The sequence below is a fragment of the Klebsiella sp. C283 genome, from assembly GCF_048822555.1.
Lineage (GTDB): Bacteria > Pseudomonadota > Gammaproteobacteria > Enterobacterales > Enterobacteriaceae > Klebsiella > Klebsiella quasipneumoniae.
Genome location: NZ_JBMEZS010000001.1, coordinates 404,843 through 417,581 on the forward strand (window position 1 = coordinate 404,843; position 12,739 = coordinate 417,581).

8 protein-coding genes and 1 pseudogene are annotated in these 12,739 nt (G+C 59.2%); 4 read left to right on the top strand and 5 right to left on the bottom strand.

Going from position 1 to position 12,739, the window contains the following annotated elements:
- Nucleotides 1-6: 6 nt before the first annotated feature.
- Together ACOI7Z_RS01925 and ACOI7Z_RS01930 are read left to right on the top strand one after the other, a co-directional pair.
- Nucleotides 7-1,383 carry a glycoside hydrolase family 1 protein gene (locus ACOI7Z_RS01925; protein ID WP_044521837.1) on the top strand — a complete coding sequence of 459 codons (1,377 nt, stop codon included), beginning with the start codon at nt 7-9 and terminating at the stop codon, nt 1,381-1,383.
- 68 nt (nt 1,384-1,451) lie between these two features.
- Nucleotides 1,452-2,168 (top strand): GntR family transcriptional regulator, encoded by a 717-nt coding sequence (locus tag ACOI7Z_RS01930; protein ID WP_044521840.1) that lies wholly within the window; start codon nt 1,452-1,454, stop codon nt 2,166-2,168.
- A gap of 146 nt (nt 2,169-2,314) precedes the next feature.
- Here ACOI7Z_RS01930 and ldtB read toward each other — a convergent pair whose 3' ends face one another.
- Both ldtB and ACOI7Z_RS01940 read right to left on the bottom strand, forming a co-directional pair.
- A complete protein-coding gene (gene ldtB, locus ACOI7Z_RS01935; RefSeq protein ID WP_032428696.1) occupies nt 2,315-3,229 on the bottom strand; it encodes a L,D-transpeptidase in 915 nt (304 codons plus the stop codon).
- A gap of 177 nt (nt 3,230-3,406) precedes the next feature.
- Nucleotides 3,407-4,322, bottom strand: a pseudogene (locus ACOI7Z_RS01940) (tyrosine-protein phosphatase).
- A 48-nt stretch (nt 4,323-4,370) separates the two neighbouring features.
- Here ACOI7Z_RS01940 and ACOI7Z_RS01945 point away from each other — a divergent pair.
- Nucleotides 4,371-5,963: an ABC-F family ATPase gene (locus ACOI7Z_RS01945; protein ID WP_023288955.1), complete on the top strand. Its 1,593-nt coding sequence runs from the start codon at nt 4,371-4,373 to the stop codon at nt 5,961-5,963.
- 375 nt (nt 5,964-6,338) lie between these two features.
- Here the strand turns inward: ACOI7Z_RS01945 and ACOI7Z_RS01950 are convergent, their stop codons facing one another.
- Entirely contained in the window at nt 6,339-8,702 is a 2,364-nt protein-coding gene (locus tag ACOI7Z_RS01950; protein WP_087849205.1) for a glycoside hydrolase family 31 protein, read from the bottom strand.
- A 15-nt stretch (nt 8,703-8,717) separates the two neighbouring features.
- A complete protein-coding gene (locus ACOI7Z_RS01955; protein ID WP_004886240.1) occupies nt 8,718-10,019 on the bottom strand; it encodes an MFS transporter in 1,302 nt (433 codons plus the stop codon).
- 300 nt (nt 10,020-10,319) lie between these two features.
- Between ACOI7Z_RS01955 and ACOI7Z_RS01960 the strand changes: the two genes are divergently transcribed.
- Nucleotides 10,320-11,393: a LacI family DNA-binding transcriptional regulator gene (locus ACOI7Z_RS01960; RefSeq protein WP_087849220.1), complete on the top strand. Its 1,074-nt coding sequence runs from the start codon at nt 10,320-10,322 to the stop codon at nt 11,391-11,393.
- Here the strand turns inward: ACOI7Z_RS01960 and ACOI7Z_RS01965 are convergent.
- Nucleotides 11,390-12,655, bottom strand: a complete 1,266-nt coding sequence (locus ACOI7Z_RS01965; protein ID WP_087849206.1) for a DUF1479 domain-containing protein — start codon at nt 12,653-12,655, stop codon at nt 11,390-11,392. The two genes, ACOI7Z_RS01960 and ACOI7Z_RS01965, sit on opposite strands and share 4 nt — an antisense overlap.
- Between the last annotated feature and the right edge of the window lie 84 nt (nt 12,656-12,739).

Sequence of the window (12,739 nt, forward strand, 5' to 3'; positions counted from 1 at the left end):
CGCAGGATGAACAACAGACTACCGGCAGATTTCTTATGGGGTAATTCCGTCTCCAGCATGCAGACGGAGGGGGCGTGGAACGAGGGCGGCAAGGGGATGTCGGTGTACGATATCCGGCAACCGGCAGAATTCGCTTCCGACTGGAAGGTGGCGACCGACTCCTATCATCGCTTTAGGGAAGATTTCGATCTGATGCAGGATCTGGGCATGAACTGCTACCGTTTTCAGATCGCCTGGAGCCGGGTGTGCCCTGAGGGAGACGGCGAGTTCAATGAAGAGGGCATCGCCTTCTACCATCAGTTTATTGATGAACTGATCGCCCGCGGCATCGAGCCGATGATCTGCCTGTACCACTTCGATATGCCGCTCTCGCTGGCGGAGCGCTACAACGGATTTACCGACCGCCGGGTGATGGACGCCTTTATTCGCTATGGCCAGAAGATGATCGCCTGCTATGGCGACAAGGTGAAATACTGGCTCACCTTTAATGAACAGAATCTGTACCATTCGCCGGAAGCGTTTCTGATTTCCGGCTACCTGCAGGGGGAGAAGACCCTGCGCGAGCTGTACCTGATCCAGCATCATGTGATGATGGCGCACGTCCATCTGACCGATCACCTGCATCAGACGAAGCCGCAGTGTCTGATGGGCGGGATGCTGGCCCACGCCCTGGTTTATCCGGCGACCTGCAAACCACGCGATATCCTGTGCGCCCAGCAGCTGGACGAGTTTTTAAACCAGAACCTGCTGCGGGCTTACGCCGGGGAGGGCTACAGCCCGGAGGTGATGCATTTTGTCGCCACAGAAGGGTTCGATGATATCTATCGTCCGGAGGATCTCGCGCTGATGGCGACGGTGAAGGTCGATTATCTGGCGTTCAGCTATTACGCCAGCCGGACGCTGAACAGCGACGCGATCCCGCCGGGAACGGCGGTCAACAACTATATGCTGTTTGGCAATCAGGATAACCCGTTCCTGAACGCGACAGAATGGAACTGGCAGATCGATCCGCTGGGCTTCCGGACCATCATCACCCGCTATTATAACGACTGGCGCCTGCCGGTTTTCCCGATTGAAAACGGCATCGGGGTGATTGAGTCGTGGGACGGTGAACATCCGGTTGCCGACGATTACCGCATCGCCTACCATCGCGACCATATCAACGCCATGAAAGCGGCCATGTTTGAGGATGGGGCGCAGGTGATCGGCTATCTCGGGTGGGGATTAATCGACATCCTCAGCTCGCAGGGCGATATGCGTAAGCGCTACGGCGTGGTCTACGTCAATCGCGAGAACCATGACCTCAAGGATCTGCGGCGGGTGCCGAAGAAGAGCTATGCGTGGCTGAAGCAGGTGATCCACAGCAATGGCGACGTGATGTAATGGTGTTCTGGCGGTCAGACCGTGGATCCTGCCCGCCAGCCACTCACTGAATGTATAAGGACCGGGGAATGACGGCGAAGTATCTGCAAATCGCGCGGGAAATAAAAAAACGGATCATCAGCCAGCAGTATCCTGCCAGCGCGCCGTTACCTGACCAGTTTGCGCTGGCGGCAGAGTTCAGCACCAGCCGGATGACCATCCAGCAGGCGATGCGCCAGTTAATCGTCGAAGGGCTGATCTATACCCGCAAAGGGCAGGGCACCTTTGTGCGGAAAAATTTCCTTCAGCTGTCGCAGTGGGAGCTGCCCGGCAGCGACTATTTCGGTGCCACCAAAACCTGGGAGCATCTTGGCGAGGTACAAAGCGAAGTGGTGCGCTTTGAGGTGCGTTTTCCCACTGACAAGGAGCAGAGTTCGCTGCTGATCGACGCTGATGCCCCGGTGTATGACTTTGTTCGCCTGCGGTTGCTCAACGGGGAACCGGTGTCGCTGGATCTGACGGTCATGCCGGTGGGGCTGGTGCCGGGGCTCAATAAAAGCCATCTGGAAAGCTCGGTGTTTCGCTATATCCAGGAGACGCTGGGGCTGAAGCTGATGGGATCTTACCGCGTGGTGCGGGCGATGAAGCCGGATGAACTGGATAAACAGCATCTTCACTGCGAGCCCACCGATCCGGTGCTGGAGGTGGAGCAGGTTATCTATCTGGAAGACGGCACGCCGCTGGAGTACGCCCACTGCCACTATCGCTACGACCACGGCGGGATTATTCTGGTGAATAACGGCTAGACCGGGGGCCCCGGTTGGCGCAGCGCTTAGCAGGGCCAGGGTGTTGTCAGGTTCAGTCGCCAGGCAAGGCGTCAGCCGCAGCCCGGCACAACACCGATAAAAAAACGGCGGGCATCAGGCCCGCCGTTTTTCTTGTCATGCAGAACTTAGTTCAGACGCACCGGCATACCGGAGCGGTTCTGGATAGCCTGCTCGACCACGTTCTGATCGACATCAGACTGGCTGGTGATCGCCTGTACCGGCTGAGTCAGGGTGATCGGCACGATCTCGCCGCCCTGGAACTGCGCTTCGGTGGTCGACAGCGGGTTGTGAACCTCGATGTAACGGCTGCCGTCCGGCTCGGTGGTGGCTTTTACCGGCTCATCGATAAACTGCACGCGGGTGCCGACCGGCACGTTCTCAAACAGGAATTTGATGTCATCGTTGCGCAGACGTACGCAGCCATGGCTCACGCGCAGGCCGATACCGAAGTTAGCGTTGGTACCGTGGATGGCGTACAGACGGCCGATATACAGCGCGTACAGGCCCATCGGGTTATCCGGACCGGCCGGTACGACGGCTGGCAGCGGGTTGCCGGCGGCAGCGTATTCTGCATGCATCTTGGCGGTCGGCGTCCAGGTCGGGCCAGCCTTCTTACGTTCGACTTTGGTGGTCCAGTTGATTGGCGTGTCTTTGCCTAACTGGCCGATACCGATCGGCAGAACAATCACGGTGTTAGTGCCTTTCGGGTAGTAGTACAGACGCATTTCGGCGCTGTTGATGATGATCCCTTCATGGACGGTATCCGGCAGGATCAGCTGCTGAGGGATGTTCAGGACGCTACCGCCCTTCGGCAGATAGGTATCCACCCCCGGGTTGGCTTCCAGCATGTTGGAAAGCCCCATCTGATATTTCGCCGCGAAGTATTCCAGCGGCTGCTTGTTATCATCCGGAATGGTGATGACCTGGTTCTGACCAACCAAACGGCTGCCATCGGTTGGCAAAGGATAGGTGACAGCAGACGCTGTATTGCAAAAGCCTACGATGGCGAAGGCTGCCGCTAAGAGTGTAGATAATTTCATAGTTTTTAATGTCGTGTGCGAAATCAACGCCACACAGGCCTTTGTTAATGATTGAGACAGTAGATGGGAGCGCATTATATGTGCATTCCGCTGAACAGGTAAATCAGATGTGTACGAAATCACATTTTTTTCCCTGTCGCCTCGGCTGCCGCGCCCTGGCGTTCGGGGCGACGAGGGTTAGTCTTCCAGCAGCCGGGCCTGCAGCGCCGCGCGGACCGGGGCGGTAAGCTGGTACTCTTCTGCCAGCCAGGCGTCGACATTGCCATAGCGCTGCTGAATAGCCGACAGCGCGGCGGCGAGATAGGACTCTTTCACCGTCAGGATGTCCGCCAGGCTCTGGCGCCCCTGGGCCGTCAGGTCGTTGCCGAGCATCTCCAGCATCCAGGCCTCCACCTGCGTCAGCATGCCATGGGTAAGGAGATACTCCTCCATCACCGTCTCGCTGTCGCATCCGACGGCGAACAGGGTTAACGCGCAGCCGACGCCGGTGCGATCTTTACCGACCGCGCAGTGTTGCAGCAAGGCGCCGTCGAAAGGGGTCGTCAGCCATGCGGCGAGCTGGCGATAGGCCGGATTGTTAAACGGCAGCTGGCGATAGAGTTGCAGCATAAACTGCTCGCCGTTCAGCGCATTAAGGGTGGCGGCATTCAGCTCGGTGACCTTCGCGTTGACCTCGCCGATCGGCGGATTGGCCGGCGCGTTGAGATAGTGGGTGAGCGGGCTCAGTTTGTCCGGCGTGCGCTGTACTTCACCGGGGTCGCGGTAGTCGAGCACCCGGCTGAGCGGCAGGGTATCCAGGTGGTCGAGATCCTCTGCCGTTAGCCGGTTTAGCGCACCGGAGCGTAGCAGCTTGCCGCTGCGTACCCGGCGTCCGTCGGCGGCGCGCTGGCCGCCCAGGTCGCGAAAATTAATGCCGCCCTGCAGGGATAAAAAGGCCGGATGTCGCGGTTGGCTGGTGGTCATGGGGCTCCTCATCATCACGTACAGAATAACGGTTTGCGCGCAGGTCTCTGGCGCATCTGACAAAGACCTTAGCACAAGCGCCGCGGCGGAATTTACCGCAGACCGTGAAAAGTGCGTCATTTACTGGCATAATGTCTGCTGTATCACACCCCTCATACTCTTTTTTCAGGATATCCCCGTGCTAGTATCCAGCAACGTTACCATGCAGTTTGGCAGTAAGCCGCTGTTCGAAAATATCTCCGTTAAATTTGGCGGCGGCAACCGTTATGGTCTGATCGGCGCCAACGGCAGCGGTAAATCGACCTTTATGAAGATCCTCGGCGGCGATCTCGAACCGACGCTGGGCAACGTTTCTCTCGACCCGAACGAGCGCATCGGTAAGCTGCGTCAGGATCAGTTCGCCTTTGAAGCGTTCACCGTGCTGGATACGGTCATTATGGGCCACGGCGAGCTGTGGGAAGTGAAGCAGGAGCGCGATCGCATCTACTCCCTCGCCGAGATGAGCGAAGAAGATGGCTATAAAGTGGCCGACCTGGAAGTGAAATATGGCGAAATGGATGGCTACTCTGCTGAAGCGCGCGCGGGCGAACTGCTGCTGGGCGTGGGCATTCCGGTTGAACAGCATTACGGCCCGATGAGCGAAGTCGCCCCAGGCTGGAAGCTGCGCGTCCTGCTGGCGCAGGCGCTGTTCTCTAACCCGGACATTCTGCTGCTCGATGAACCGACCAACAACCTGGACATCGACACCATTCGCTGGCTGGAGCAGACGCTGAACGACCGCGACAGCACCATGATTATCATCTCGCACGACCGTCACTTCCTGAACATGGTTTGCACCCACATGGCGGATCTGGACTACGGCGAGCTGCGCGTCTATCCGGGCAACTACGACGAATACATGACGGCGGCCACCCAGGCGCGTGAACGTCTGCTGGCGGACAACGCCAAGAAAAAAGCGCAGATTGCCGACCTGCAGTCCTTCGTTAGCCGCTTCAGCGCCAACGCCTCTAAATCGCGTCAGGCCACCTCGCGCGCGCGTCAGATTGACAAAATCAAGCTGGAAGAGGTTAAAGCCTCCAGCCGTCAGAACCCGTTTATCCGCTTCGAGCAGGATAAGAAACTGTTCCGTAACGCGCTGGAAGTGGAAGCCCTCACCAAAGGCTTTGAAGACGGTCCGCTGTTCAAAAACGTCAACCTGCTGCTGGAAGTGGGCGAGAAGATTGCCATTCTGGGCGCCAACGGCGTGGGTAAATCCACGATGCTGAAAACCCTGGTGGGTGAACTGCAGCCGGACAACGGCACCGTGAAATGGTCTGAAAACGCGCAACTCGGCTACTATGCGCAGGATCATGAGTACGAGTTCGAAAACGACCTGACGGTCTTCGAGTGGATGAGCCAGTGGAAACAGGAAGGCGACGACGAGCAGGCTGTGCGCAGTATCCTTGGTCGACTGCTGTTTAGCCAGGATGACATCAAGAAGCCGGCGAAAGTATTGTCCGGTGGTGAGAAGGGCCGCATGCTGTTTGGTAAGCTGATGATGCAGAAGCCAAACATCCTGATAATGGATGAACCGACCAACCACCTGGATATGGAATCCATCGAATCGCTGAACATGGCGCTGGAGATGTATCAGGGTACCCTGATCTTCGTCTCCCACGACCGTGAGTTCGTCAGCTCGCTGGCCACCCGCGTGCTGGAGATTACCCCGGAACGGGTGATCGACTTCAGCGGCAACTACGAAGACTACCTGCGCAGTAAAGGTATCGAGTAATCCCGCTTCGTTACCCGGGTTGCGGCTACGCCTTACCCGGGCTACGCCTGGCATGTGACCTGTAGGCCCGCGCAAGCGTAGCGCCGCCGGGCAATAACCGCGTGTAAAGAGCCACTTTCGCGCCGGATGGTGGCTGCGCCTTATCCGGCCTACGGTCCGTGCCATTGTGAGCTTAAGAGCTCTATCTTGTACCCATGGTTACTGAAACTGTCCGTTACCCGGGCTACCAAACCGCACAGTGTTGTAGCCCCGGTAAGCGGTAGCGCCACCGGGGATTTTGAGGCCACCAGTTTGTAGCCCGGATTAGCGTAGCGCCATCCGGGAACATTATTAAATCCAGGCCGGGCGAGGCGTAAGCCGCCGCCCGGCATATGCTCAGAGCCTCCACTCCGTTCCTTCGACGCCATTCACCAGCAGTTTGCGTTTTTCTCCCGCCGGTAATGACAGCTTCAGCGCTTTCCACACCGGGCGATAATTGCCGCGGGCGTTGACCTTCAGGTTGATAGTGCTGCTGTCGCACGCCATTTCCCACTCCAGCCACAGCGCATCGCCCTGTTTATAGCCCCAGCTTTCGCCGTCATCCTCAAACAGCAGACCCGAAGTGGTTCCGACGCCTTTCAGCGGGAACAGCTGCAGTTCGCGGCGATCGTCCTGTTGCGCAGCAACATGGCGGATGCGCTCGCTAAGCGGCAGTCCGGCCCCGGCGCGCACCAGCAGCGGCAGTGTTTCCAGCGGCGCGTCGAGGGTGACCCACTGGCCGCCGGTGAACCACTGGTGGCTGTAGAAATCGTACCATCCGGCCTGATTATCCGGCAGCCACACCTCACGCTGGCGGGCGCCAGGCTCGACCACGCTGGCCACCAGCAGATCGCGGCCCAGCAGGAAGTCATCGCATTCGGCGAAGGTCTGCGCGTCGTGCTGATGATCGAGGAAGGTCGGGCGCAGCATCGGCTCGTCGTCAGCATGCGCCTGCCACAGCAGGGTGTACAGATAGGGCAGCAGGCGGTAGCGCAGCTCAATAGCGGAACGAATGGCCGGGGTGACGGCCGGATACATCCAGGCTTCGTTGACCGTCTGGTCGTCATTCCACGAATGAATAGTAAAGCGCGGGTGCATCACGCCGTTTTGTACCCAGCGCACGAACAGCTCCGGCTCAGGTTTATCGCCGGAGAAACCGCCGACGTCGTGGCCGACGTTAAACAGCCCGGAAAGGCTCATGCCCAGCCCCATGCGGATGTTATAGCGCAGCGTATCCCAGTTGGTGCGGTTATCGCCGCTCCAGGTCTGGACGTAGCGCTGCATCCCGGCGCAGCCGGAGCGGGAGATGAGATACGGACGCTTTTGCGGCGCAAAGCGCTGCTGGGCCTCCATCGAGGCGCGCATCATCAGCAGCGGCATCACCGGGCGAATATGCTTGATGGCGATTTCACGGCCAAAGCCGTAGCAGCGCGCTTCGCCGTCCCACACCTCATACTCGTTATTATCGTTCCAGGTCGAATCAATGCCCATCTCCAGCAGCTGGCTGGTGACCCCTTCCTGCCACCAGGCCACGGTTTGCGGATTGGTAAAGTCTAGATGCGATCCTTCATCGTCCCAGAAGCTGGAGCGCTCCGGAGCGTCGGTTTGCGAATCGCGAACGAAGAGACCGCGCTCCGCCACCTCGCCATAGCGCGGATGGTCCTGCAGCAGGCAGGGTTTGATATTGGCGGCCAGCTTCAGCCCGGCGTCGTGGAACGACTGGCTCATCGCTTTCGGCTGCGGCACCTTGTCGTGGTTCCAGTTAAAGACGTAGCGCTTGCCGTTAATCGACGTATAGCCGGAAGAGAGCTGGAACGAATCGCACGGAATAGCGTGCTCATCGCACAGGCGGATGAAGTTCATCAGCTGATTTTGCGCATCCGGCGCGTCGGTATAGTGCATGGTCGAGCCGCTGTAGCCGAGGCTCCATTTGGGCCCGAACAGGGTTTTACCGGTCAGACGGACGAAGGATTTGGTCACATCCAGCACCTGTTTACCGGTGAACAGGTAATAATCGATATCGCCGGCTTCCGCCTGCCAGCGGCGATAGGCGGTATGATAGTTGTCGATTTCGTTACCCAAATCCAGCCAGCAGCTGCTCAGGTTGTCGTAAAACAGGCCATAGCTAACGTCGCTGCGTTGCGTGATGGTGAACGGAATATGTTTATACAGCGGGTCGGTGCTGGCGGCGTTGTAGCCCATGGCATCAAGGTTGCGCATTTCATAACGCTTACCGGTGCGCTGCAGGTCGCCGGCCTTTTCGCCCAGGCCATAGAAACGCTCGTCTTTGCGGCGGCTCAGATAGTGGGCGACGCCGTCGCCGTGGGCATTGGCCAGATAGGCGCTGGTGGGGCGGTCGTTGGCAAGTTGCTGCCATTCCCCGGCATCGTCGCGATAGCTCCACTCCAGCCACAGCGGCTGATGGACGGTGACGCGCAGCTGGCGGGTGGCGATGGTTAGCGTATCGCCCTCCTGGGTCAGCTGCCAGGCCGGGAGACTAAAACCGCTGAGGTCATCCCGGGCGCGGCCTTCCCACGGCACATCCTGCTGCGGAGCGATGCTCCAGGTGCGATCCAGCGCCAGCTGGCCCTGGCGTTTCAGCAGCACGCGGAATAGATTCTCTTCCAGTACGTACAGGCACAGGGTGTGCTGGCCATCGACCGTCAGTTCAACGTGATGCTCCAGCTGTTGATGCAAACTCCAGTGTTTCAACGTCTTCATATCTTACATCCACTCTCAGGCGCGCTTGGCGCGACGTTCAGCAATAAATGCCACCAGGAAAACGGCGCCAATCAGGTCAAAGAAACCCATGGCGATGAACAACGGGTTGAAGCCAATTTTGTCGGCGGTCACCCCGATTAATAACGAGAACAGGAAGCTGGCGATCCACGCCGCGGATCCGCGCATACCGTTCACCGTCGCCATTTGTCCCTTGTCGAACGACTCCACCACCAGCGCGCTGAGCATGCAGGAGATGATCTGATGCCCGAAGCCGCCAATGGAGATCAGGACGATGGTGATATAGGGATCGCGGGTGATAGCGACGAGGGCCAGGGAGATCATCAGAAACGCGCCGGTCACCGAGCTGGCGATCACCGAGTTGACTCGCGTACAGCCGAACCAGCGAACGTACAGGCGGGTGAGGTAGCCGCTGACCACGCTGCCGAGGTCGGCGGCAAGGAACGGCAGCCAGGCGAACATGGCAATCTGCTTGAGATCCATGCCGTGCTCTTTGGCCAGGTACAGCGGTACCCAGAAGCTCAGCACCGCCCAGGCGGGCTCGGCCATAAATGCGGGAATGGCGATCCCGTAGAAACGTTTATTCTTCGAGACGGTTTTGAGTGCGGTAAAGAAGGGCTGTTTCACCGGCGGCGCTTCGTTATCCTGCTTGATGTACTCGAGCTCGCTTTTGCTGAGATTGGGGTGCTTTTCCGGGTTCTGATAGAAGGCCCACCACAGCACCACCCACAGCAGGGCCAGCGCGCCGGTAAACATAAACGCCCCCTGCCAGCCGAAGGAGGCATGGGCGAAGTAGATGATCGGCGGAGCGAGCATGGCGCCGATGGAGAACCCGACGCCAGCCCAGCCGGCGGCGATTGGCCGTTCAGACTTCGGGAACCACTCGCCGATGGTCTTGGCGTTGGCCGGGGTGGCGGCCGCCTCGGCCCCGCCCATAAAGAAGCGCAATATAGCCAGGTGCAGCCAGCTGCCGGCCCCGGCGTGGGCGATGCAGGCCAGCGCCCACAGGGTGGCGCAGATCATAAACCCGAGCTTCAGGCCGATGACGTCGATAAGCCAGCCACAGAGCGGTTGGAAAATCGTGTAAGCCAACTGAAACGCGCCGACGATCCAGGAATATTGTTCGGTGGTGATACCGAGCGTCGCTTTCAGTTCCGGGGCGATAATCCCCAGCGAGTTGCGTGTGATGTAGTTGACGGTGACGCCAAGTAAAAACAGGACCAGCACCCACCAGCGCAGGTTTTTTACCACCCGGCGCGTTTTGCTGACCGCGATATCATTGTTGAGGCCTTGACTCATAGCACACTCCACATGACGTTAGTAGGGGGAAAGTGACGATCTCAATCCGTGAGCGGTCACGTAGTGTTGTTAACTATTTGAATAGTCTATTTTTTTATCTCAACACCATTGGTATAACTAGTATGGGAGATGTTGGACCAATTCAGGCTAAGGGAGAAAAAACGTCGGGCAAAGCGCTATTTATGCAAGTTTTTTCATGAAATGACCGGGATCTCAAATTTTGCGCTGTCATTTGCTTACTGGGAGCACTTTGGCGATTATGAAAATTCTTTCATTTTCCAATCGGAGCTGGATCACAAAATGGATAAAAAGCTGCGCGTCGCCGAAATCGCCGCCCGCACCGGGCTGTCGGCCAGTACCGTTTCGCGCGTCCTGGCCGGGAAGGCGAATACCAGCGACAAGGCGCGCCGGGCGGTGCTGGAGTGCGCCCGCGAGCTGGGGGTCATGCAGGGACTGGCCGCCGGACGTCTGTTGCTCAATAATCTGCTGGTGTTTGCCCCACAGCGCGCCTTCGATGAGCGGTCGGATATCTTCTACTACCGGGTGATCCTGAGCATCAATAACGCGCTGGCGGCGCATGAAGTGCGCCTGCGCTACTGCGCGCTGGACGAGAACGACAGCGACGCCAATCTGTTTCTTGCCCGCATGAACGAAGCGGAGACCCAGGCCGCGGTGCTGCTGGGGATCGACGATCCGCATATTCATGGCCTGGCGGCGGACCTGGGCAAACCCTGCGTATTGATCAACTGTCGGGATGAAGGGATGCGGCTGCCGTCCATTGCCCCCGATCATCGTCTGATTGGCCTGTGCGCCGCCCGCTATCTGTTTGATATGGGGCATCGCGTGGTGATGAACGTCATGTGCCTGCGCCGCTATACCATGGAGCTGCGGCTGGGGGGGATCCAGGAGGCGTGGCGCGCGCGCAATTTGCGCTTTACCGCCAGCCGGGATCTCATCAGCGTCGCCAACTTTAGCGCCAGAGAGACCGAAGAGCAGGTGGGGGCCTGGCTTGATGGCTTACAGGGCAGGCCGTTGCCCACCGCTTTCCTGGTGGGCGGCGATTTTATGGCCGCCGGCACGGTCAGCGCATTGCAAAAGCGCGGCCTGCGGGTGCCGCAGGATGTCTCGGTGATGAGCATCGACGGGTTTAATCTGGCGGCGATCCAGGAGGTGCCGCTGACCGCAGTGCATGTGCCGCGGGATGAGCTGGGCAGCGAGGCGGTGCACCTCCTGCAGCAGCGCCTGCTGCGCCCGGAGGCGCCGCACGGTTCGCTGCTGCTGCACGGCACGCTGGTGGTGCGCGATTCGGTACGGCGGATCCGGCCGGGCAAAGGCCATACCGCCGTGGAGCCGCAGGGGCTGTATGACGATTAAACCGGGATACCCAGCGCCCGTTTGCCGTGGATGTTCAGATCCTCCAGGGTGAAGCGCCCCTGCCAGCTGGCCTCATAGTCCTCGCGCGGGAAATCACCCGGCGAGGCCCCTTTTTCCAGAGCGATTTTCACTTTCTGCGCGTAGGCGAGGTTCTTCTCGCACATCGGCGCCGCCGGAATGTACATCACATTGCCCCAGCCCTGCTGATTTTCCACCGGCGCCACCGAGTGAATGACGTCGCAGTGCCACCAGACGGAATCGCCAGCGTTCAGCGCCGGGATCGAACTGAGGGCTTTGATCAGCAGCGGGTGCCACTGCTCAGAGATCGGCAGCACTCTGCCCGGCGCGACGCCGCACAGCTCATCCTCCGGCACATCGTCAAGCAGCGGGCGCAGCAGCACATAGGCCATCGCCTCGGGGATTGGCACCACGTGCAGCAGTCCCTGACCCGGGATCATATCCGACAGCGCGGTCCAGCCCTGGAAAGTGCGGAACACCGAGCACTTGGTGGTGTTGTCGACAGTGTATTCTTCCACTTCAGTACGGTGCGCGGCGTCCCACGGATCGTAAGCGTCGACATGACCGTTAAAGACGTTGGCGAAGACCTGCTGGTAGGCGGGGAGCAGCCAGCGCTCCAGCGCACCGGAATCGGTATGCGCGCCCAGCCCTTTCGAGGTGGTTCCCGGCGGACGGCGGCGAATGCGGTCGGGGTAAATGACGCTGACGTCCGGATCGAACCAGCGCTTGCCGTCCTGCTCAAAGCGCCACAGGCGGTTAAGGAAGGACTGCGTCGCCGCCATTTCATCGCTCTGGCGGGCCTGCATTTGCGAGGGCGACCAGTAGATGGGATAGATTTCCGGCCGCGAAGCCTCAAGCGTACCGAAGAAGCTGTCGCCTGGCCCTTTGTAGACCTCGTCGAAATGGTTCAGATCCAGATATTCCAGCATCGCGGTATCCCAGGCCAGCGCCTGTTCGCGCGGAAAGTGGCCTTTGATCACCGCGCAGCCCCGGCGCTTAATGGCCGCGCGCTGGGCATCGCTCACGGTTCCCTCGGCGATATCGCGGAACGGAATGGTTGGCCAGACCTCCTGGCCTGCGGCTTTCAGCGTCTCAATCTCCTGCAGGCGCTCGCTGATGCGCGCTGAGAGCTTATCGAACACCGTCTGGACGTCGCCGATTTGCGCCCGCAGCGCCTGCTTCATCTGGCGAATCGCCGCTTTGTGGTCGGCGGGGAGTGTTTCGTGGGTCGGGAGAGCAGCCATAATAACCTCGCTGTATCTTTCATTCGAAAGTGTTAAATCTTACAAACGTTAATTTAAGTTAAAATGGAGTTAATGCAAGTTTAA